The 21,635-nt window shown below is 69.4% G+C and carries 15 protein-coding genes and 1 other RNA gene; 1 reads left to right on the top strand and 15 read right to left on the bottom strand.

Annotated elements, in window-relative coordinates:
- Positions 1-132: 132 nt before the first annotated feature.
- The 4 genes from G1C96_RS07490 to G1C96_RS07505 all read right to left on the bottom strand — a co-directional run bounded on the left by G1C96_RS07490 (position 133) and on the right by G1C96_RS07505 (position 6,907).
- The gene (locus tag G1C96_RS07490) at positions 133-1,500 is read right to left on the bottom strand and encodes a glycoside hydrolase family 28 protein (protein ID WP_169275971.1); all 1,368 of its coding nucleotides are present in this window, start codon (positions 1,498-1,500) and stop codon (positions 133-135) included.
- A gap of 30 nt (positions 1,501-1,530) precedes the next feature.
- Entirely contained in the window at positions 1,531-2,685 is a 1,155-nt protein-coding gene (locus G1C96_RS07495; protein WP_169275972.1) for a glycoside hydrolase family 88 protein, read from the bottom strand.
- A 387-nt stretch (positions 2,686-3,072) separates the two neighbouring features.
- Positions 3,073-5,238, bottom strand: a complete 2,166-nt coding sequence (locus tag G1C96_RS07500; protein WP_169275973.1) for a glycoside hydrolase family 36 protein — start codon at positions 5,236-5,238, stop codon at positions 3,073-3,075.
- 19 nt (positions 5,239-5,257) lie between these two features.
- Positions 5,258-6,907: a glycoside hydrolase family 43 protein gene (locus tag G1C96_RS07505; protein WP_205832091.1), complete on the bottom strand. Its 1,650-nt coding sequence runs from the start codon at positions 6,905-6,907 to the stop codon at positions 5,258-5,260.
- A gap of 301 nt (positions 6,908-7,208) precedes the next feature.
- On the opposite strand from G1C96_RS07505, the gene G1C96_RS07510 reads away from it, so the two are divergent.
- Positions 7,209-8,252 carry a PfkB family carbohydrate kinase gene (locus G1C96_RS07510; protein ID WP_169275974.1) on the top strand — a complete coding sequence of 348 codons (1,044 nt, stop codon included), beginning with the start codon at positions 7,209-7,211 and terminating at the stop codon, positions 8,250-8,252.
- A gap of 3 nt (positions 8,253-8,255) precedes the next feature.
- Here G1C96_RS07510 and dtd read toward each other — a convergent pair whose 3' ends face one another.
- From dtd to G1C96_RS07565, 11 genes are all read right to left on the bottom strand, one after another.
- Complete coding sequence (gene dtd / locus G1C96_RS07515; RefSeq protein ID WP_169275975.1) at positions 8,256-8,744, bottom strand: D-aminoacyl-tRNA deacylase; 489 nt, start codon at positions 8,742-8,744, stop codon at positions 8,256-8,258.
- Positions 8,745-8,842: 98 nt separating this feature from the next.
- Positions 8,843-9,239, bottom strand: a transfer-messenger RNA (tmRNA) gene (gene ssrA / locus G1C96_RS07520).
- A 105-nt stretch (positions 9,240-9,344) separates the two neighbouring features.
- On the bottom strand, positions 9,345-10,442 hold the full coding sequence (locus tag G1C96_RS07525; RefSeq protein ID WP_169275976.1) for a cell division protein FtsQ/DivIB: 1,098 nt from the start codon (positions 10,440-10,442) through the stop codon (positions 9,345-9,347).
- Complete coding sequence (murC, locus tag G1C96_RS07530; RefSeq protein ID WP_169275977.1) at positions 10,439-12,079, bottom strand: UDP-N-acetylmuramate--L-alanine ligase; 1,641 nt, start codon at positions 12,077-12,079, stop codon at positions 10,439-10,441. The genes G1C96_RS07525 and murC overlap by 4 nt, the downstream gene beginning before the upstream one ends.
- A gap of 63 nt (positions 12,080-12,142) precedes the next feature.
- Entirely contained in the window at positions 12,143-13,315 is a 1,173-nt protein-coding gene (locus tag G1C96_RS07535) for a UDP-N-acetylglucosamine--N-acetylmuramyl-(pentapeptide) pyrophosphoryl-undecaprenol N-acetylglucosamine transferase (protein WP_169275978.1), read from the bottom strand.
- A 90-nt stretch (positions 13,316-13,405) separates the two neighbouring features.
- Entirely contained in the window at positions 13,406-14,632 is a 1,227-nt protein-coding gene (locus tag G1C96_RS07540) for an FtsW/RodA/SpoVE family cell cycle protein (protein WP_169275979.1), read from the bottom strand.
- On the bottom strand, positions 14,629-16,062 hold the full coding sequence (gene murD, locus G1C96_RS07545) for a UDP-N-acetylmuramoyl-L-alanine--D-glutamate ligase (RefSeq protein ID WP_169276015.1): 1,434 nt from the start codon (positions 16,060-16,062) through the stop codon (positions 14,629-14,631). Before murD ends, G1C96_RS07540 begins: the two co-directional genes overlap by 4 nt.
- Positions 16,063-16,136: 74 nt before the next feature.
- On the bottom strand, positions 16,137-17,240 hold the full coding sequence (gene mraY / locus G1C96_RS07550) for a phospho-N-acetylmuramoyl-pentapeptide-transferase (RefSeq protein ID WP_169275980.1): 1,104 nt from the start codon (positions 17,238-17,240) through the stop codon (positions 16,137-16,139).
- Between the two features lie 54 nt (positions 17,241-17,294).
- Entirely contained in the window at positions 17,295-18,809 is a 1,515-nt protein-coding gene (locus tag G1C96_RS07555; RefSeq protein ID WP_169275981.1) for a UDP-N-acetylmuramoyl-tripeptide--D-alanyl-D-alanine ligase, read from the bottom strand.
- 107 nt (positions 18,810-18,916) lie between these two features.
- Positions 18,917-19,804, bottom strand: coding sequence for a UDP-N-acetylmuramyl peptide synthase (locus tag G1C96_RS07560; RefSeq protein WP_169275982.1), 888 nt, complete (start codon positions 19,802-19,804; stop codon positions 18,917-18,919).
- A gap of 17 nt (positions 19,805-19,821) precedes the next feature.
- Complete coding sequence (locus tag G1C96_RS07565) at positions 19,822-21,630, bottom strand: peptidoglycan D,D-transpeptidase FtsI family protein (RefSeq protein WP_169276016.1); 1,809 nt, start codon at positions 21,628-21,630, stop codon at positions 19,822-19,824.
- Positions 21,631-21,635 lie beyond the last annotated feature (5 nt).

Consider the following 21,635-nt stretch of genomic DNA (forward strand, 5'->3'; position numbering starts at 1 on the left):
CCACCCCCGAGAACGCAGATGCCCTCCGCAGCCGGACGAATCCGGCCACGGAGGGCATACGGGGGCACGGGACTTCCACCGCGCCAAGGATCGGCGGCACGCCGAGCCGACGCCGCGGCGACCCGCGGACCACTACAGCACGCGCCAGTCCGGCTCCCCCACGGTCGTGCACCCGTCGAGCAGCACGGCAGGCCGCTCGTCGGAGCGCAGCGCATGCAGCCGCACGCCGGTCATGTCGAGCCGATGCACGTTGCGCAGGTCCATGAACGCCGCGCGCGACCAGTCAGGCCAGTAGTTCTCGCTGGACTTCACGCCCGGCTCGACGAGACGATCCACAAGCCGCGGATACTCCCCAGCCGGCGGAATGTCAGCGAGCCGCACTCCCCCGATGAACGTGTAGCGCACGTCGCGCAGCGTCACGTCCTCGATGGGATGCCCGTCCGCCGCGTCGAAGCGGATGCCGTTGAAGCGCGGCTCGCCCATCACGTCGTCGGTGAAGCGCCGGTGTACGTTGGCCATTTCGTCGTCGTCCGTGGCGATGAGCCCGCTGATGGAGATGCGTGCCAAAGCGCCGATTTCTGGCATGTGGTCAAGCTCCACCGAGGAACCGAGGTCGTCCGGCTCGAAGCGGTTGTTGAGGATGGCGAACACGGGCCGCGTCACGTTGCGCATCACGATGTTGCTGAACGCGATGTCCGTGATCGCTCCGCCCTCGGTGGATTCGAGCTTGATGCCCTCGCGCCACACGCGGTTGAGCGTGCAGTTCGAAACGGTGACGTTGTAAATGTCGCCGATGGACTTGAGTCCGAAGCGCAGGCCAGCGCACACGCCGGTGAACTCGCAGTTCGTGATGTGCACGTCATGCACCGGCCAGTCGCGGCTGCTGGCCTGCAGGCACAGGTTGTCGTCGGTGCCGCGCACATAGCAGTCGGAGACGAACACGTGCGCGCAGCCGTCGAAGTCGAGGCCGTCGCCGTTGTAGCGCTTGTCGTTGATGATGCACACGCCGCGCACCCAGATGTACTCGCTGTCGAGGAACGCGGTGGTCCACGCGGCCGCGTCAAGCAGGCGCAGGTCGGTCACATGAACGTTGGAGCAGCGCAGCATGCGGATCATCATGGGTCGGTAGATCGAGCCCTCGTTGGGGAACGATTCCGCGGCCCCGACGATGCGCCCGCGCCCGGTCAGGGCCACGTCATGCGCATCCTCGGCGTAGATGAGGCACCGGTCGAGCTCAGGCTCGTTGCGGTAGCGGTTGTGGTGCACATCCTCGGCGTAGTCGGCGATGTCCGGACTGGCGAGCAGCGTGGCCGAGCCGTCGACATGCAGCTCCACGCCGCTCCTGAGTCGGATCGTGCCGGCAATGAAGGTGCCGCCGTCAAGCGCCACCGTGCCTCCGCCGGCCGCCGCGCACGCGTCGATGGCACGCTGGATGGCGGCAGTGTCCTTGGTCTCGCCGTCGGCGATCGCGCCGTAGTCGCGCGGGTCGAATCGTGTCATGGCATTCACCTCTCAATCACCACAGGTCGATCACCACAGGCGCGCGCCCTTGCCGGCGAGGCGCAGCGCGGCTTCCACGAAGTAGTAGTCGGCGTACATCATCGGCACTTCGCGGTCGTCGGACTTGTGGTAGCAGCCGGTGCACATCTGCACCAGACCGTCGCGCGACGGATCCCAGTCGCACCAGTGCGCCTCCACGGCCCTGAGCAGGCGCACGGCCCAGCGAAGGTACAGCGGGCGCTCGAGCTCGGGCACTTGCTCGGCGATCTCGATGAGGCCGCATGCGGTGATCACGTCGGCGAGGGCGTCCCAGTACTTCGGCTCGGCGGGGGCGCGGAAGTCCACGAGCGACAGGTCGTTTTCCAGTGCCACGTTGGCGAGGAAGTAGTGCGCGACCTTCTTGGCCACGTCGAGGTATTCCTTCTTGCCGCTGTGGTGCGCGGCGAGCGCGTAGCCGTAGATGGCCCAGGACTGGCCGCGGGTCCAGGAGGAGCCGGATTCGTAGCCCTGGCCGCCGGGGTTGTGCCTGAGTTCGCCGGTGACGAGGTCAAGGTCGACGATGTGGTTGCACGAGCCGTCCGGGCGCACGGCGGTGTGGCTCAGCGTGTCCGCGTGCATGCGGGCGATGTCCGCGAAGCGCGGGTCGCCGGTGACGTCGCTCGCCCAGAACAGGATCTGGATGTTGAGCATGGAGTCGATGATGGCCCAGCCTTCGGATTCGGGCAGGTTCCACGCGCGGATGAACTTCGCTTCCGGGTTGAAGCGGCCGGCGAGCAGGGTCGCGGCGGCGAGGCCGCGGTTCTTGGCGCGCTCGTCGCCGGTGAGCCGCCAGTCGGCCACGGCGGACAGCAGCCACATGAAGCCGACGTCGTGGTGCAGACCCATGAAATCGGTGTCGATGACGTTCATGAGGGTCTTCTCGACTTCGCGGGCGGGGCCGACGTACGCCTGATCGCCTGTGGCGTGGAACATCTGCCACAGGATGCCGGGCCAGAAGCCGTTGGTCCACCATGCGGGGTCGCTCACGTCCTTGAGGTCCTTGTAGACGCCGTCCTCGGCGATGTACGGGATGTGCGAGCCGACGCGGTCGCGCTCGGCGGCGAACTTGGCCTCGAGCCTGGGCAGCAGGGATTCGGCCCACTGACGGTCCTGCTCGGGCAGCGCCTCGGGAATGGAGAATGCCATGGTTGTTCTTCCCTTCGTTGGGAGATGGGTGCTGTACGGTCTCGGCCTCACCTGTATACATACTGATGAAACCGATTTCATAATGTATTGAATCACAGATGAAAAACCGTGTCAAAACAGGAAATCCGGCGTGTTTTCGCCCTGAGAGCGATTACATGAAAATCATCTTGGCAGCAAGGCCGGAGCCAAGGCAGCAGACGCCCGTCGCACAAGATTTGCGGCCCTTCACCGCGTGCGACGCAAACCGCACACGGCGTCACGGAAACAAACATGCGGCTTTGGCACAACCGCGCCAAAACCGCAACAGAAACCGAACAGCGGCCTGGCACACAAGACGGCCCCCCTTGCCATCTTGTGCGTCAGGCCGCAGCCGACGACCGCAGCCGGTCAGCGCAGCAGCACCGCCAGACCGTCGAATTCGCGCAACCCGCTCACCCTGAGCACGCCGGCAGCCCCATCCACGGCCACGTCGATGCCGGGTCGCGCCCAGACGTCGTCCGCCACGGACCCCGCCGGCACTGGAATCTCCACGGCGCCGGGCGCGTCGTGGAACGTGTGCAGCACCGCCAGCGTGCGGCCTTCGGCCGGAGTACCGGCCTCGCCCCGGCGCACCACGGCCTGCCAGCCGCGCGGATGCCGGTAGCTGACGATCCTCGGGCCGAACCAGGCGCTCACGCCGTGGTCGATCACCGGAGCCGCCTTGGCATACCACCGTACGGCCGCGGCGATGGTCTCCACCTGCTCGTCGCGCAGCGAACCGGTGTCGCCGGAGAAGCACAGGCGCCCCAGCAGGCCGGACGCCACCTGATAGTACAGCTTGGCGAGCGGCTGGTCGTGCTTGACCACAGCCCAGATCTGGCTCTGGCGCGGCAGGATCATGCGGTGCATGTTGGCGGCGATGACCGGGATCTCGTCGCATTCGTGTGCGTCGGAGAAGCTCGCCATGGAGCCGATCTCCATGAACGACTGCACGAGCCGATGCCCGCCGGACGCGCAGATCTCCACGATGAGCCCCGGCACGCGGCGCTTCATCTCGCGGAAGAACTCCTGGCTGGCGCGGATCTGCTCGACCAGCCCGTCGCCCAGGCTCGCCGGGTCTCCCGGCTCGGCCGCGCGTTCCCCCGCCGCACCCGGCGTTTCGCAGCCGATGCCGATGGTGTCGTTGTAGTCCACCTTGACGTAGTCGAAGCCGTTCTCCTGCAGGAAGTCGATGACCCTTTCGGCAAGGTATGCGCGCACGTCGGGGTTGCGCATGTCCCACCAGCGGCGGTTGCCGGACGTGATGGTCACGCCGTCGCGCGAGAGCAGCCATGCGCGCCGGTTGAAGCACTCGGCGTCGTCGCGTCCGGCGATCTCGAACTCGAACCAGATGCCGGCCTTCATGCCGACGGCGTGCACCCTGTCCACCACTGGTTTGAGTCCGTGCGGGAACGCCGTGGGACTCACCTGCCACGATCCGAGCCGGCTGGCCGCCTCGAACGCCTTGTCGTCGAACCAGCCGGCGTCGATGACGAAGTAGTCGATGCCCGTGCCACCGTTGCGCCTGCGAAGCCGCCCGAGGAACTCGATCTGCTCGTCCACGCTGCACTCGGTGGGCACGCCCCACGTGGTGCAGAACTCGTTGAACACCACGGGCATGGCGCGCTCCGAATCCGGCAGGTCGAGCCGGTGCCGCACGTTGCCGGCGAGCGCCTGGCTGGCGTCGTCCACGCCGCCGTGCACCGCGGTCGCCACGGCGTACGGCGCCGCGAACGTCTCTCCGGGGGCGATGGTGCGCGTCCAGTGCCCGAATTCGCGGTCGGCGATGCCGCCGGAGATCGCAAGCCCGTTGTCGCGCCGGTACAGTTCGATCTGCCAGCTCGACGCGTGCGTGGTGGCCGCGGCCCATGTGACGCCGTGGGTGGTGTCCTCAAGCCCCACGAACGGCGCGTACTGCCGCACGGGGAAGCTGCCGATGGACCCGTAGCGCACCGAGTTGGCGGAGAACCCCTGCCAGCTGGGTTCGAGCTGCTCGTCCTCCACCGGCTCGCTCACGAGTCGGCCTTCGGCGCTCCACGTGCTGCGCAGACGGTGCAGCGTGAGCGTTTCGGGCGCAAGCCCCTGCACGAACGGCGAGAGGGAGCCAAGCGTGAAGCTGGAGAGCATTTCCAGCGTGACCGGCGCGTCGGCGTGGTTCTCGAAGCTCGTGGCGATCTCCACGGCCTGCGAGTCGTCGCCCATGCGCAGCACGTGCACGTACGCGTAGCCGCGCGGGTCTTCCAGCCGGGTGATCACGACGGTTTCGCCGGCGCGCTCCTCGACGCGCTGGCCGGCGTAGCGCATGGCGGCCACGGTGGCGGAGTTGCGCATGGTGCGGCCCTGCGAGAAGCCGAACGGGTAGTCGTCGCCGACGATCTTGGCCTGGACGAGCGGCTCGGCGGCGCAGTCGTCGCGCACGACGGCGCCGGTCAGGTCGACGGGCACGAGCATGAGCTCCACGACGCCGGCATCGTCCCTGCGGTACAGGGCGGCGATGCCGTTGCGGGAGTACTGGGCGATGACGGTTCTGGCCATGGCGATGTCCTTCCCGTTCTCAGTGGATCTCGCGGTAGTCGAAGCCGCGGAAGTCGGCGTGGGAGCGGTGGGCGTCCATGTCCTGCGCGCAGATGCCCACCATGGCGCCGGTGAACACGCAGTAGCCGCGGCGCGATTCGATGTAGTCGTCGCTGATGTGGTCGGCGGGCTGGTCGCCGCCGAGCGGCTGCCAGTCCGGCGCTTCGCCGTCGGATTTGCCGTCGTCGTACGCCCAGAAGAACCGCGCCACCGCGCCGCGCACCTCCACCTTGAGCCGCACCGGCGTGGAGGCGTCCAGCGTCACGGGATCGCTGCCGTAGGAGCCGTCGTGCTCGTCAAGCGTCACGATGCGCAGGATGCGGCGGTCCAGCGCCTCGTCGTCGAACGTCATCATGGCGTAGATCCAGTTGGCGGTGTCGTAGAAGAGGATCAGCCCGGCGTCCTGCTGGAAGTTCTCGGGCGTGAAGTCGATCGTGGTCTCGGCGTCGAAGTCGAAGTGCTCCCAGCGGCGGGCGAACAGCGTCTGCTTGTCGAGGCTCGTCAGGGTCTGGCGGCCGTAGAGGCGCAGCCAGCCGGGGCGCGCGGTCAGCGAGTAGTCCTCCTCCGCGTCGAGGCCGCAGCGCAGCGTCTTGAGGCTTGGCGGCAGCGGACGATCAGGCGCGAAGTCGATGCGCTCGCTGCGGTCGCGGCACTGCACGACGTCGCGCGAGACCTTGGGCGCGGGCACCACGAGATCGGGCATGATGGTGTGGTTCCTGAGGCGCGGCCAGCCGTCCTCGGTCCATTCGATGGGCTGGATGGCGGTTTCGCGTCCGAGCGTGCAGTTGCCGCGTTCGGTGAGCGGACGGGCGCAGATCTGCGTGACGTACCATTCGTCGCCGATTTCGAGGAAGCAGCAGTGGCCGGACTTCTGCAGCGGCGCGGTGGGGTTGTCGCGCGTGGTCATGAGCGGGAAGTACGGCGAGTCCTCCCAAGGGCCGTCGAGCGAACGGGCGCGCGCCACGGTGGCGGCGTGCATCCAGCCGGTGCCGCCGGCCGCGCACAGCAGGTAATAGTAGCCGTCCTTCTTGAGGATCTGCGGGCCTTCGCACACGCCGAGCGACGTGCCCTTGTAGAAGTGCCTGCGCTTGCCCACGAGGCGCATGGCGTCGGCGTCGAATTCCTGGATGACGGTGCCGGCGAATCCGGGGCGGTCGTAGCGCCAGTCGAACAGCATGCTCAGGAAGTAGCTGCGGCCGTCGTCGTCATGGTAGAGCGCAGGGTCGAAGCCCGACGCCGTGACGAACGTGGGCTCGCTCCACGGGCCGGTGATGCTTGGCGCGGTGATGACGTAGTTGAGCGTGTCCTTGAACGGCGCCCAGCTTTTCACGTCGGTGAAGACGAGCCAGAACTTCCCCTTGGCGTAGCTCAGGTGCGGCGCCCAGATGGATCCGGAGTCGAAGTTGCCCCGGAGGTTGACGATGCTGGCGCGGTTCAGCGGCGCGGCCGCCCACTCCCAGTTGACGAGGTCCTTGGAGTGGTAGATGTCCACGCCGGGCCACCATTCGAAGGTGGACGTGGCGATGTAGTAGTCGTCGCCGACCTTCAGCGCGCTGGCGTCCGGGTGGAAGCCGGGGAGGATGGGGTTGACGATGGTGCCGGGCGCGCCGGCGGCTGCGGGCATGTTCATGATGGACCTCGTGGTGAGCTTCGTTGCTGTGGTGCGCGGCGCGGGAGCGAATCCGTGCGTCGCGTCCGTTTCGGATGGGACCAGCATAGCGTGAAACCGCTTTCATGCGCAACCCGCGTGTCCGTCTCACCGTCCGCGGCGCCGACGCCGACGCGATGCGGCGTGATGCGATGCGATGCCCGTCGCCCGGACGCACGATGTCGCCCGACGTTTGCGTCCGACACCCGCACGGGCGTAGCATCGACGGTGAGGGACGCAAGGAAGCGAAGGACGCAATTAACACACAGCGCGAGGAGGCGTCATGGCAGCGAACACGACGGACAACAGGAACGGAACGGTCATATCCCTGAGCGAGGTGGTGCCGGACATCATGCTCGGCGTCGGACAGGTGCCGGCGCAGGGCGGCTACGCGGTGGCCGGCGCGCCGAAAGTGTCGATCGCGGCCGGATACCGCGTCATGCGCGCCGCGCGGCGCATGGGCGCTCCGGTGAGCCACGCGGGCATCCTCGGCAACGGTCCGCTCGCCTCGATGATCCACCTCGCGTTCGACGAGGCCGGCATCGCGCACATCGGACAGGACCGCATCGACGAGGACTCCGGCTTCCGCATCATGCTCACCGACGACGCCGGCGTCAAGACCATGATCGCCGCCTACGGCGCGGAGGCGCACGGCGAGGGCGACTGCTTCGCCGCCGTGGAGCCCCAGGCCGGCGACGTGGTGCACATCAGCGGCAACACCCTGACCAACCAGACCGCCGAGGGACTGGGCGAGTTCCTGGGACGCGCCTCGTGCGCGCCGCGCGAGCGCCGCTTCGACATCGTGCTCAACCCCACCAGCGCGCTGCAGCAGGTGAGCGACCAGCTGCTCGAGACGCTCACGCTCGCCCGGCCGATCTGGTCGTGCAACCGCCGTCAGGCCGACGTGCTCGCGCTGCGTCTCGGCGTGCAGCCCACGGACGCGCGGCGCATCACCGTGGGCGGCGACATCGACGACGCGATGGACGACCTGTGCCTGCGGCTCTCCGACGTGCTCGGCGCCTCGCTGGTGATCCGCTGCGGCGCCAAGGGCGCGTGGGTGGTGGACCGCACGGCGGAGAAGCGTGGAACGCGGCACGAGGTGACGCACGTCGCCGCGATCCCCGCCAGGGGCAGCCACACGCGCTCCGCCGGATCATGCCACACCGGAGTCGTCTGCGCGCGTCTCGCGGCCGGCGACGGGCTCGTGGACGCGGTGCGTCTGGCCAACGCCGCGGCGACGATCGCCATCGACCGCAGCGAGAACGGCGTGCCCAGCTGTCCGCCGTACGCGGACGCCGTCGCGCTGCTCCGGAAGGCCGACGCCTAGCGCCTAGCCGCGCGGGGCCATCAGCTCGTCGGTGTCCATGACGATGGTGACCGGCCCGTCGTTGACCAGTCCCACGCGCATGTGCGCGCCGAAGCGTCCCTCGCGCACCACGAGCCCCGCGGAGCGCAGCAGCTCGTTGAAGCGGATCCACATGATGTCGGCGTGCTCCGGCCTGCCGGCCTTCACGAAGCTCGGACGGTTGCCCTTGCGCACGTCGCCGAACAGCGTGAACTGGGAGATCGAGAGGATCTCGCCGCCCACGTCCTGGATCGACCGATTCATCTTGCCGTGCTCGTCCTCGAAGACGCGCAGGTTCGCGATCCTGTGCGCGAGCCACTGGATCTGCTCGTCGCCGTCCGCGTCCGCCACGCCCACGAGCAGCACGAAGCCGGGACCGATCTGCTGCGGCAGGAACGTGGGATCCACCTCGCCATTGACCTCGTTGACGACGTCCACCGATGCCTGCGACACGCGCTGCAATACGATTCTCATGCGCACCAGCCTAGGCCCGACACGGTACGGGACGCCGGAAGCGGACCGCGCGCATACGACGAAGGCCTCGTGATCGGCGTGATCACGAGGCCTTCAATGAGTGGAGGCGCGGGGAATTGAACCCCGGTCCGATGACCGAGCCCGCAGTCTTCTACGTGCGTAGTCTGCTGGCCGTGCGGCGGTTTTTCTGCCCCCATCGATGTCGCAGACGACTGATGGCGAGCATATCCGCAGTTAAAGTCCCGATGCCGCCCTGTGGCGCAATGGCATCAGCAAGTCCTCTGAACGACGCTCAGCATCCTCCCAAGGACGAGGAGGAGTGAACGGAGCGGCTGCTCACTGGTTAGTCCTGGCGCGAAGCTCAGGCAGCGAGAGCAAACTCAGTGCGGTTAGATTTAGCACTTATTTGTTTGTAGGGGTCATCCACGAGCGGACCCTACGTTCTCGGCACGCTTCCCTGCGACGAACAGGTCACCGTCGAAACCGATCGCCCCCGATCTTGAGTTGTCAAGCACCCGCATGCCTTCCGGTACGCGGACTTTTCAGAATACACCGATCGGGCGGACACGCCAAACCACGCGTCGGGATTCATCCCAGAGCCTACTTGATGATCGGCTTGCGCGGGGAGGAGACGTTGACCTGGTGCTTGTCGCCGATCACGGCGGGATCGTTGATGATCTTGTCCACCTCGGCCTTCTTGAGGTCGAGCTGCGAGGCGTCGCCCCACACGATCACGTAGTTGCCGCCGTCAAGCTCGGTGGTGATGGAGTCCTGCGTCTTCGCCGTGACCTTGCTGATGCGCTGGCGCATCGACTCGGGCAGGGACGCCACGATCTCGAGCGTCTGCTGCACGGCCTTGTTGGCCAGGCCGGACGTCACGTCGTCCACGTCGATGACGGGGATGCCCGTCACCGAGGCGCCGACCGCGTTGAGGATGCGCGCCTGGCTGTCCACGGCGGTGAGCGAGCCGTCCGCGGCGCGTAGGATCGCGGCGGGCTTCTGCGCGGCCACGGTGATGGTGATGCCGTGCGGCCAGTTCTTGGCGACGCTCGCGGACGTGACGCCCGGCAGCGCCTTGAGCTGGCGCGCGATGTCGCCCGTGGAGACGATGAGCAGCGAACGGTCGACCTGCGGCTGCGCGACCGCGGCCACCTCCTCGACGCTCACCCACTCGTTCGCGCCCACGACGGCGATGCGCCCCTCCTGCAGCTTGAGCACCGGAGAGAAGAACAGCAGCCAGACGATCGCGGTGATCAGCGCCACCACGCCCGCCGCGATGCCGCCGCGGATGAGCAGCGCCACGCGCCGGGCGCGACGCCGCTCCCTGTCGCGCGCCTGGAATCCGATCACCTTGGGACGCAGCAGCGGCCCGCGCTGCGCGTCCATGCCGAGCCGTTCGGACACCTCGCGATCCGACTTCAGCCCGCGTGCGTCCACGAACCCGCCGGGTCTGGAGACGGTGACGCGGTCCACCGCCGCGGCGCCCGAACCCGCGGCGCGCACCTCGCCCACGGCGGAGGACACGCTGCGGGAGGACCGGGAGGACCTGCCCGTCGCCTCGACGTCCGCGGCCCCGCGTCCCGACGACGCCGAACGCGCGGCGCGGCCCGCCGCCTTGCCGTGCCGTGCGGCGTCGTGCCGCGGGGAGTCCCCGGGGTGATCGCCGGACTGCTGGGAGGAGACCACGCGACCGGTCATTGACGCTCCGGCTGGGTGGCCTCGCGGATCTGATGCGCCTCGCGGTGCGCCTCGAGCACGCGCAGCAGCACGGTGGACATCTGCGTCACGTCGCCGGCGCCCACGGTGAAGATCACGTCGCCGCGATGCGCGCGCATGGCGAGCATCTTGGCGGCCTGGCACATGTCCTGCACGGCGCTGATCCAGCCTTCGGCCGGATCGTGCGGCACGCCGTCCGCCGCGTTCACCACGGTCAGCGCGCTCACGCCGGGGAAGTCGGCGGGCTTCTCGCGCGCCGGGAAGATGCAGGTGACGATCACGTCGTCGGCCTTGGCCAGCGCCTCGGCGAACTCGCGGGCGAAGAAGCGCGTGCGCGAGAACAGGTGCGGCTGGAAGAGCACGCGCAGCGTGGAATCCGGGTAGCGGCGGCGTGCGGCGTCGAACAGCGCGGCGATCTCGGTGGGATGATGCGCGTAGTCGTCAACCACGGTGACGCCCTCGACGCATCCGCGGATCTGGAAGCGACGCGCGGCGCCGCGGAACGATGCGGCGGCCCCGGCGGCGGCGCGCGGATCCATGCCGAGCAGCGCGGCGGCGAGAATGGCCGCGGTGGCGTTGCGCGCGTTGTGCAGACCGGGGATGATCAGGGACACCGGCACGTCCTCGGCCGCGCCCTCCCCCGGCAGCAGGCCCGCGGGGATGTGGACGGTGAAGCCCTCGGCGCCGGATTCGGCCGCCTCGTGCTCCTGCTCGATCTCCACCACGCCCTCCACACGGGCGGCAAGGGATTCGGGCAGCGCGGAGGCGTCGGCGGCGTAGACGATCGTGCGCGCGGCCACGTCGTCCGGCAGCGCGGCGAGCACGTCGCGCGCGCCTTCGTCGTCGCCGCACACGATCACGTGCCCGGTGGCGTGGCCGGCATGCTCCACGAACGCGGCGTGGTAGTGGGCCGCGTCGCCGTAGTGGTCGAGATGGTCGGGTTCGGCGTTGGTCACGATGGCGATCTCGGGACGGTACTTCTCGAAGCTGCCGTCGGATTCGTCGGCCTCGGCCACCAGCACCGCGCCGGTGCCGGCGTGCCCGCCGTCCCTGACGCCGCCGTCCGGGGTCTGGATCGAGCCGCCGATCGCGTAGCTGGGATCCGCCAGGGCGCCTTCGCCCGCGGTGACAAGAATGTGCGCCAGCAGCGCGCTCGTGGTGGTCTTGCCGTGCGCGCCGGCCACGGTCACGCCGCGCCTGGCGCCCAGCAGCAGCGCCAGGATGTCGCTGCGGTGCACGATGCGCACGCCGGCCTGCGCCGCCGCGACGATCTCCGGATTGTCCGGCTTGATGGCGCTGGAGAACACCACCGTGGAGGCGCCCGCCACGTTCTCGGCGCGCTGGCCGATGTGCACGGTCACGCCCAGCTCCCTCAGGCGCTCGGTCTTGGCACTCTCCTCGCGGTCGGAGCCGGTGACCGTGACGCCCTGCTCGTGCAGCATCTCGGCGAGCACGCTCATGCCGGCCCCGCCGATGCCGATGAAGTGGGTGACGCCCAGATCGGCCACGGTTTCGGTGGGCGAGAAGGACGCATGGGTGGGGTCAAGCACGATGGTGGATTCGGTCACGACGGGAACTCTCCTTAACGACGATGCGCGACGATCGCGCGCGGTCCCCATTATGGTCGCGCGGCGCGACGGGACGGGAACCACGCCCGTGCGGCGATCGGACGGACGCTGCGGTCACCTGGCCAGCGCCAGCACGCGCTCGGCCATCACCTGCGCGGCGTCGCGGATGCCGTAGCCCCACGCCGCCTTGCCCATGGCCTTGAGCGCGGCACGGTCGGCCAGCAGACCCGGCACGTGGGAGCGCACCCAGTCGGAGGTGAGATCCGCGTCGGCCACCATGATGCCGCCCTTCGCGTCCACCACGGGCTGCGCGTTGAAGCGCTGCTCGCCGTTGCCGATGGGCAGCGGCACGTAGACGGCGGGCAGTCCGAGCGCGGCGATCTCGCTGACGGAGCCGGCGCCGGAACGGCAGATGATGAGGTCCGCGCAGACGAAGGCGCGGTCGATGCGCTCCAGATACTCCACGGCGTGGTAGTCGCCGTGGCCGACCGTGTCGAGCCCCAGCCCGTTGAGCGCGTCCGCGCCGACCGACGCGGTGACCAGACGGCGGACCTCGTCGAGCTTGCCCCTGCCGGTCAGATGCACCACCTGCGCGTGCGCGAGCAGCTCGGCCGCACTGCCGGCGACCGCCTCGTTGAGGCTCTGCGCGCCCAGCGACCCGCCGGTGACGAGCACGAGCGGGCGCGTGGGGTCCACGCCCAGCGCGGAGGCCGCCTCGACGCGGGCGAGCTGCGGGTTGTCCTCCAGCATGCGCGCGAGCCGTGCGATGGCGGGACGCAGCGGCAGTCCCACACGCTCCATGCGGGTGCCCTTGCCCGGCTTGAGGCCGGTGTCCTCGTAGACGGTGCCGATGAAGTCGGCCCACGAGGCGCCCAGCTTGTTGGCCATGCCGGCGCGGGCGTTCTGCTCGTGGATGGCCAGCGGGATGCCCATCTTCTTCGCGGCGCGGTACACGGGCGCGGACACGTAGCCACCGAATCCGCACACCACGTCCGCCTCGCGGCGGGCGAGGATTCCCTTCACCCTGCGCACCTCGCGCACCCACCGGTACGGGAACGCGAACGCCGCCCCGTTGAGGGAGCGCGGGAACGGCACCTTGTCGATGGTGTCCATCTCGAAGCCTGCGGCGGGGACCAGTTCGTTCTCCAGACCGGTGTTGCCGCCGAGCACCGTGACCACGGCGTCGGGATCGGCCTCGCGGATGGCGTTCGCGACGCTCAGCAGCGGGTTGACATGGCCGGCCGTCCCACCGCCGGCCAGCACCACATGAACTCTCTTACCACTCATGGGATACCAGCTTAATCGTTTGACGGACGCATCGGCGCCGGGGCACGCGGAAACGCGCGCGGGAAAACGCGCGCGTCCGCGAAACCGCGCTCACTCCCTGACGAGCGCCGCCCGGATGTCGCCCTGCTGGCGCATCATCTGCACCACCACGCCGGACGCGCCGAGACACATCACCAGCGCGGATCCGCCCGCGGAGACGAACGGCATCGGCAGGCCCATCACCGGCAGCAGCCCCAGCACCACGGCGATGTTGATGAGCGCCTGACCGACGATCCACGCGCCGACGCACACGATGACCATGCGCGCGTAGGGGTCCTTGCACTGCAGGGCCACGCCCACCATGCACCATCCCATCACCACGAACCCGAGGATGAGCAGGGCCGCGCCCACGAACCCGAGCTCCTCGCCGATGATGGCGAAGATGAAGTCGTTGTGCGCGGCGGGCAGGTAGTTCCACTTCTCGCGCGAATTGCCCAGCCCCACGCCGAACAGGCCGCCGGAGCCCATGGCGAAGTTGCCGTGGATGGACTGGAAGCACACGCTCTGCGCGTCGTCGGCGGAGCAGGTGCCGTACGTGGCCATGATGCGCGACATGCGGTTGCCGCTGCCGAACACGAACAGGCCCAGCACGGCGGCGCCGCCGACCACGGAGAAGATGCCCAGCAGCTTGAGCGGGAACCCTCCCACCAAGAAGGCGAACGCGCAGATGAGGGCCACGATCATGCCGGTGCCCAGATCCTTGCCCAGCATGACCAGCGCGAAGCTGACGAAGGTGACGAGGAAGACCCCGGAATACGCCTTCCACCACACTTCGGTGCGCATCTTCCGCTGCGCGGCGAGCATGCCGGCGGGCAGCCAGACGCACAGCGCGAGCTTGAGGAACTCGGCCGGCTGGAAGGAGACGCCGCCCACGCTGATCCAGCCGTTGTTGCCGTACGCGCCCTGGCCGAGCCCGGTCATCGTGAGCCCCTGCAGCACCCACGCCCCGCCCACGATGTAGATCGCGAGCCTGCGGTAGAGACGCTCGGGCACGTGCATGGTGAACAGGGCGAACGCGACGCCGATCGCGCAGAAGATGGCCTGGTCGCGCAGCTCGGCCCACGGCGACTTGCGGCTGGAGATCACGTCCACCGTGGAGCTGGAGAACACCATGAGCAGGCCGAACACCGTCACCACGATCACCGAGGCCATGAAGCCCCAGTAGCACCACAGCGGGTTGAGGAGCACGCGCCATCCCACGTACTTGCGCGCGGAGGGACGGACGGGCCTGGTCTTGGCGGTCTTGCCCGCGCCGCCCGATCGTGCGGTGCGCGTCATCGGCGCCCGCCGTGCGCGTCCACCCAGCGGGCGGCCTCGGCGGCGAACTGGTCGCCGCGGTCGGCGTACGACCGGAACTGGTCCATGGAGGCGCATGCAGGCGCCATGAGCACCACGCTGCCGGGTGTGGCGTACTTGCCCGCGGCGTCCACGGCGCGCGCCATCACGGTGGCGTTGTCGGACGGGTCGATGACGGTGAGCGGGATGTCGGGGGCGCTGGCGGCGAAGGCGTCGAGCATGGGCCGCTGGTCCCTGCCGATGATCACGGCCGCGGCGATGGTGTGCGCCTGGTCGGCGACCAGATGCTCGAAGCGGCTGCCCTTGGCGAGTCCGCCGGCGATCCACACCACGCGCTTGGGGCCGAAGCTGGACAGCGAGGCGTGCGCGGCGTGCGCGTTGGTGGCCTTGGAGTCGTCCACGAAGCGGATCGCGTCGGCGCCCTCGCCCAGCGTGGCAACGGTGGCGATGCGGTGGCCGCCGGGGGCGAACGCCCGCAGCGCCCTCACCGCCGGCTCGAGCGGCACGCCGTAGCCCAGCGCGAGCGCCAGCGCGGTCAGGCCGTCGGCCAGCAGATGCGGGTACACGGTGCCGTCCGGCTCGGTCAGATGCGTGAACGAGGCGACCTCGGCGACGCGCACGGCCTCTCCGGGCGCTCCCCCGGCCACGCCGCTGCGGTCGACGATCCAGCCGTCCTCCACGCCGATCTGGCCCGCCTCGGGCGCGCCGAGCGTGAAGCCGATGCGGCGGCAGCCCTCGGCGGGACGCGCCTCGCGCGCGAGCGCGGTGACGCGCGCGTCGTCGGCGTTGTAGACCAGGGCGCGCCTGACGCCGCGGTACACCTTGGCCTTGTCGTGCGCGTAGTTGTCGAATCCGCCGTGCCAGTCGAGGTGGTCGTCCGCGAGGTTCGTGATGACCGCGCATTCCAGGGCGAGCGACTCGGTGAAGTGCAGCTGGAACGAGCTGAGCTCCACGCACAGCGCGTCGTTGCCGGGATCCACGGCCGCGTGCGACACGGCCCTGCCGATGTTGCCCACGGCCGGAGCCGTCAGGCCGGCCTCGGTGAGCATCGCGGAGGTCATCTCGGTGGTGGACGTCTTGCCGTTGGTGCCGGTGATGCCGATCCATCCGGCCGGGCGCCCGGTGCGCTCGTTGTCCGCGCGCAGCAGCCAGGCGATCTCCACCTCGGAGACCACGGGGATGCCGCGGCGCTGCGCCTCGAGGATGAACGGAGTGCGCGGGTTGAACACCGGCGAGGTCATCACCATGTCCACGTCGTCCCAGTCGATCGCGTCGAAGGAGCGCAGGTCGGCGTCCTCGCGGCGTTCGTCCACGCCGATCACGCGCCTGGCGCGCCCCTGCAGCACCTCGCGCACGCTGCGTCCGGAGACGCCCAGACCGGCCACCAGCACGGTCTTGTCGGAAAAGTCCATCATGTCAACCACTTCCCTTGTGCATCGGCGCCGGCGGACCGGCGCGCATCGTCCCCGCGTCGCCGCGCGGCGCGTCACCACAGCAGCCCGGACCGGGACGCCCAGTCCGAGTAGAAGAGCACCAGCGCGACAAGCACGAACATGAGCTCGATCATCCAGAACCGTACCACCACGCGCGTCTCCGGCCATCCGCACAGCTCGAAGTGGTGGTGGATGGGCGCCATCTTGAACACGCGGCGGTGCGTCATCTTGAAGTAGCCCACCTGGATCACGTCCGAGCAGGTCTCGATGACGAACAGGCCGCCCAGGATCACGGCGAGGAACTCGGTGTGCGTGGCGATCGACAGGGCCGCGAACAGGCCGCCCAGCGCGAGCGAGCCGGTGTCGCCCATGAACACCTCGGCGGGGTTGCAGTTGTACCACAGGAAGCCGAAGCAGGCCACGGCCGCGCACACGGCGATGATCGTCAGGTCGAGCGGGTCGGACACCGCGTAGGAGAAGCCCTCGTGCGTGCCGCCCTTGATGTGGTAGCTCTCCCAGAACGCGATGATCGCGTAGCCCACGAACGCGATCATCGAGCTGCCCGCCGCGAGCCCGTCGAGGCCGTCGGTGAGGTTGATCGCGTTGGTCCAGGCCGTCAGCAGCAGGTTCACCCAGATGACGAACAGCACGATGGCCACCACGCGCCCGGCGAACTCGAAGCTCAGGAACGGCGTCTCGATGAAGCTCATGCCCGCCTGCGCGCTCGGGAAGCCCGACTTGGTGGGGACGAGCAGCGAAAGCACCGCGTAGACGGTGGCGAACACGAACTGTCCGAAGAACTTGCCGCGCACGGTCAGGCCCTCGCTCTGCTTCTTGCGCACCTTGGCGAAGTCGTCGATGAAGCCGAGCACGCCCATCGACAGCATGGCGAACAGCACCAGCACGGCCGACCACGACGGCGTCTCCCCCGTGCGCGAATACCGGAACAGCGCCGAGCAGGCCCATCCCAGCAGCACGGCGAGGTTGATGACCACGCCGCCGAGCGTGGGCGTGCCGCGCTTGACCAGATGCGACTGCGGACCGTCCTGGCGGATGTACTGGCCGTAGTGCAGCCTGTGCACCAGCCTGATGAGCAGCGGCGTGCCGACGATGGTCACGATGAGCGACACCAGCATGCCGATGATGAGTGCGATCACAACAACACCTTCCCTCTTGACGACCTCATGGTAGCTATGGTTGCGCGCGACGCGTCACGCCGCGGCCCCTTCCGATCCCCAGCGTTCGGCCAGCGCGCTCAGGCCGGAGGCGTGCGACCCCTTGAGCAGCACCGTCGTGCCGGGATGCGCCGCCGCGATGGCGCGCACCGCGCGGTCCGCACCGTCCACGTCGTGCACCAGCTTCACCGAGACCGGATGCGACGCGTCGCGCCCCTCCGCGGCCCGATCGGCGCCCGCGGCGATGTCGCCGGCCAGGGCGTCCAGCGCGGCGTCGGACGCGCTGCCCACCGCGATCACCGCGTCCAGCCCGAGCGAGACGGCGTACGCGCCGATGGACCGGTGCAGCTCGTGCTCGTCGGCGCCGAGCTCCAGCATCGCGCCCAGCACGCCCACGCGCACCGTGTGCCCGGCGCGGGACGCGCCCCACGCGGCAAGGCCGTCGAGGCCGGCACGCATCGAATCGGGGTTCGCGTTGAACGAATCGTCGATGAGCGTGAAGCGCACGCCGTCGCGGTCCACCTCGCCCACGGCCATGCGGTGCGGGCTGATGTGGCGCTGGTCGGCCAGCACCGCCGCGATGCGCTCCAGCGGCAGGCCCATGAGGTCGGCCACGGTGGCCGCGGCCAGCGCGTTCATCACGTTGTGGTCGCCGCAGATCGCCAGATGCACGTCCACGGACCGGTCCCCCTTCGTCAGGGTGAACGAGGGATGGTCGAGCTCGTCGTGGTGCACGTCGCGCGCGCCCAGCGCCGTGGGACGCTCCACGCCGTCGCCGAGGCCCGCGCCGCGGCCGAACCACACCACGTCCCCGGGCGCGATCGCGGCCATGGCGGCCACGTGCGCGTCGTCGGCGTTGAGCACGGAGACCCCGTGCGGCACCAGACCGCGCACCAGCTCGCTCTTGGCCTGCGCGATGCGCTCCACCGAGCCGAACTCGCCCAGATGCGCCACGCCCACCTTGAGCACCACGGCCACGTCCGGCGGCGCGATGGTGGTCAGGTGCGCGATCTCGCCCACGTGGTTCGCGCCCATCTCGGCCACGAGGAAGCGCGTGGAGGCCCCCACCTTGAGCGCGGTGAGCGGCATGCCGATCTCGTTGTTGAACGATCCGACCGGCGCCACCGTCTCGCCCAGCTCGGCGAGCATGGCGCGCAGCAGGTCCTTGGTGGTGGTCTTGCCCACTGAACCGGTGATGCCGATGATGGTGAACGGATCGGCCTGTTCGCGGCGCAGACGCAGGTTGTGCCGCGCCAGATCGCCCAGCGCCCGCACCGAGTCGTCGACGACGATCTGCGCCAGCGCCGCGCCGGGCACCTCGTGCTCGACGATGGCCGCCGGAGCCCCCGCCCCGGCCGCGCGGGCCACGAAGTCATGGCCGTCCACGCGCTCGCCGCGGATGGCGACGAACAGCGTGCCGGGCGTCACCTGCCGCGAATCGCTGACCGCGCCGGCGACCGCGGGACCGTCGGCTCCGCGCTCGGAGCCGGGCGCCTCGACGAGTCTGCCGCCGACCGCCTCGGCGATCTGGCGTGGGGTCATGGACATCATGTTCGTTCTACCAACCTTTCCTCTGAACCTTTGCGTCGGTTACGTCAGTCATTCACGTTCGTTGCGGCGCCGCAGACGGGGGCGCTCCCCGCCGTCCGCCCGCACCGTCACGACAGCTCGTGCGAGACGCGCAGCGCGCTGCGGATGTTGCTGCGCCGCACGCCCGCGGCCATCACCATGGCGATGCCGCAGGACAGCCGCGCCACGTCGACGGGGTCGTGCACGTCGCCCGACTGCTGCGCCAGCGCGTCGGAGTCGCTGGTGCGCCAGGCCACGTGGGTGTCGTCGTCGATGCGGAACCCGTAGCGCCGCGCCGCGGCGTCGAGGATCCTGCGCTGCTCGTCCACGCCCATCCGCGACGTCGAGGCCACGGCCAGCACGTCGAACTTCACACCGCCGAGCGTGCCGCCGCGCAGCGTCGCGTCGTCCACGGACAGCACCGCCGCGGCCGCGCCGTCCTCCGCGCACACGGACAGCACGTGCTGCACGTCCAGGCTGTCGAGCGGATAGTCCAGGGACAGGTCCCGGTCGAGCGAATACGATTCGCCGGCGCCGATCCTGCCCACCGGATTGCCGAGCACGTGGAGGAACGAGGCGAGCGCGCGGGCCGTCCCCGCGCCGTCCGGCCCCACCACGCCGAACATGGCCAGCCCGTCGGACGGCTCGCCGGCCATCCACGCCGCCAAGCCGCCCACCTGCCGCCCGTCCAGATCGCCGTAGAGCACGGGGATGTCCGGGTCGTCGATGGTGCCGCGCACCGCGCCGGGCGCCAGCACCGCGTACGCGCCCAGCAGCGAGGCCCGGCGCACCAGATCGGTGGTGGGGTCCGCGTCCGCGGGCATGTACAGGGAGCCCGGACGGATGTCGTCGAGCTCGTCCGCCAGGGACGTCACGGTCACCGGGGACGCGAACGGCGGATCGAGCATCAGCCCGTACCGGTCCGCCAGGGCCCCGAGCGTGATCCGCTGCGCCAGCGCTTCGTTCACCGCACTCATAACGTCGCTCCTTCCCCTCACCAGTCCACGGGGATGGCGTCCGTCCGCGGCGCGGAGGGCGTCACCTCGTACTTCTGCATGAGGAACTGGCCGATCTGCGCGAAGATCGGTCCGGCGGTCATGCCGCCGTAGATGCCGGACGGGTCCTTGAGGACCACGGTCACCACGAACTGCGGGTTGTCGGCCGGCAGGATGCCCACCCAGTCGGCCACGATCGACGTGAGCGACCCGTTGTCCCCGGCCACCTCGGCGGTGCCGGTCTTGGCGGCGATGCGGTATCCGGGCACCGAGACGACCTTCCTGTAGTCCTCGGCCACGGACTCCATCGCGTTGAGCGTGTCCGCCGCCACCTGTTCGTCCACCACGCGCGTCGCCCCGTCGTTCGAGGCGGCGGTCTCCTTGCCGTTGGCGTCGATGACGGACTTGACGAGCCGCTGCTGCGGCTTGACGCCCTTGTTGGCGATGGTGACGCCCATGTTGGTCAGCTGCAGCGCGGTCATCGAGTAGCCCTGGCCGAACAGCACGGTGTTGCGGGTGCGGCGGTCCCAGCGGTCCGCGGACGGGGCGAGGTACCCGTTGGATTCGCCGGGCAGCCCGATGCCGGTGGACTGGCCCACACCGAACTTCGTGAGGTACTCGTAGCGCTTGGCGTCGGAGTAGTTCTTGGAGGCCATGATCATGCCCACGTTCGAGGAGTTCTGCAGGATGCCCGCGAGCGTCCACTGCGAGGTGCCGTGGTCGTGCGAGTCCTTGTAGGTCTGGCCGTCCTCGGTGATGGTGGACGGCACGGAGAACTGGTCGGTGGCCTTGTGCAGGCCCTCCTGCATGAGGGCGGCCATGGTGATGACCTTGCCGGTGGAGCCCGGCTCGAACGTCTCGGTGCCCACGCGGGAGGCGTGCATCTTGGCGTCGGTGCTGCCGGCCTCGTAGGTGTCGGAGTCGGCCATGGCGATGATATTGCCCTGGAGGTCGGAGACCACGGCCATGCCCCACTTGGCGCTGTATTTCTTCGTGCCCTCCTGGATGGCCTGCTCCACGTACCACTGCACGTCGCGGTCGATGGTGAGCTTGACGGTGGAGCCGTTCACCGGGTCCACGGACTCGGTCTGCGTGCCGGGGATCTTCTGGCCCAGATTGCCCTGCTGGTAGATCTGGTAGCCGTCGGTGCCGGTGAGCACGTCGTTCTCCATCTGCTCGAGTCCCGCCACGCCGGCGCCGGAGTCGTCCACGCCGCCGAGCACGGCGCCCAGCAGCGTGCCGTTGGGGTAGGTGCGCTGGCTGGCGTTCTGCGCGCTGACCACGCTGGAGATGTGCAGCTGGTCGATCTGGCGCTTCACGGTGGGCTCCACGTTCCTGGCGAGCACCACGTAGCGGCTGGTGCCGGTGAGCTTGGCGCCCAGCTCCTGCGCGCTCATGTTGAGCAGCGGCGCGAGCAGTCTGGCCACGGCGGCCGGCCCCGTGTCGCCCACGTTCTGCCCGTCGATGCTGTGGCAGTATCCGTTGCTCTTCGCCTCCGCGGTGCCGCAGTCGATGGGCTTGAACGAGGAGGCCATGAGCGGGTCGCCGATGAGCGTGTACCGCTCCACGCTCTGCGCGAGCACCGTGCCGTTGGCGTCCACGATGGACCCGCGCTGCGCGTACAGCGTGGTCTTGGTGGTGCGGCTGTTGGTGGCGGCCTGCGCGGTGGCCGAGCCCTCGAGCAGCTGGATGGTGGCGAGCTTGACGATCGAGAGCGCCGCGATGACCGCGAAGACGACCGCCACGGCGACCACGCGGTTGAAGAACGGCGTGTGCTGGCTCAGACGACGCTTGAACGATGCGAACATGGGGG

The sequence above is a fragment of the Bifidobacterium moraviense genome (genome assembly GCF_012932365.1).
Taxonomy (GTDB): Bacteria; Actinomycetota; Actinomycetes; order Actinomycetales; family Bifidobacteriaceae; genus Bifidobacterium; species Bifidobacterium moraviense.

Bases quoted from the DNA above. Each gene is read 5' to 3' on its own strand.
- murD (WP_169276015.1), bottom strand. From the start codon at position 16,062: ATGGACTTTTCCGACAAGACCGTGCTGGTGGCCGGTCTGGGCGTCTCC.
- G1C96_RS07500 (WP_169275973.1), bottom strand. From the start codon at position 5,238: ATGGCCAGAACCGTCATCGCCCAGTACTCCCGCAACGGCATCGCCGCC.
- G1C96_RS07525 (WP_169275976.1), bottom strand. From the start codon at position 10,442: ATGACCGGTCGCGTGGTCTCCTCCCAGCAGTCCGGCGATCACCCCGGG.
- G1C96_RS07535 (WP_169275978.1), bottom strand. From the start codon at position 13,315: ATGAGTGGTAAGAGAGTTCATGTGGTGCTGGCCGGCGGTGGGACGGCC.
- dtd (WP_169275975.1), bottom strand. From the start codon at position 8,744: ATGAGAATCGTATTGCAGCGCGTGTCGCAGGCATCGGTGGACGTCGTC.
- G1C96_RS07560 (WP_169275982.1), bottom strand. From the start codon at position 19,804: ATGAGTGCGGTGAACGAAGCGCTGGCGCAGCGGATCACGCTCGGGGCC.
- G1C96_RS07510 (WP_169275974.1), top strand. From the start codon at position 7,209: ATGGCAGCGAACACGACGGACAACAGGAACGGAACGGTCATATCCCTG.
- murC (WP_169275977.1), bottom strand. From the start codon at position 12,079: ATGGGGACCGCGCGCGATCGTCGCGCATCGTCGTTAAGGAGAGTTCCC.
- G1C96_RS07505 (WP_205832091.1), bottom strand. From the start codon at position 6,907: ATGAACATGCCCGCAGCCGCCGGCGCGCCCGGCACCATCGTCAACCCC.
- G1C96_RS07540 (WP_169275979.1), bottom strand. From the start codon at position 14,632: ATGACGCGCACCGCACGATCGGGCGGCGCGGGCAAGACCGCCAAGACC.
- G1C96_RS07495 (WP_169275972.1), bottom strand. From the start codon at position 2,685: ATGGCATTCTCCATTCCCGAGGCGCTGCCCGAGCAGGACCGTCAGTGG.
- G1C96_RS07490 (WP_169275971.1), bottom strand. From the start codon at position 1,500: ATGACACGATTCGACCCGCGCGACTACGGCGCGATCGCCGACGGCGAG.
- G1C96_RS07565 (WP_169276016.1), bottom strand. From the start codon at position 21,630: ATGTTCGCATCGTTCAAGCGTCGTCTGAGCCAGCACACGCCGTTCTTC.
- G1C96_RS07555 (WP_169275981.1), bottom strand. From the start codon at position 18,809: ATGATGTCCATGACCCCACGCCAGATCGCCGAGGCGGTCGGCGGCAGA.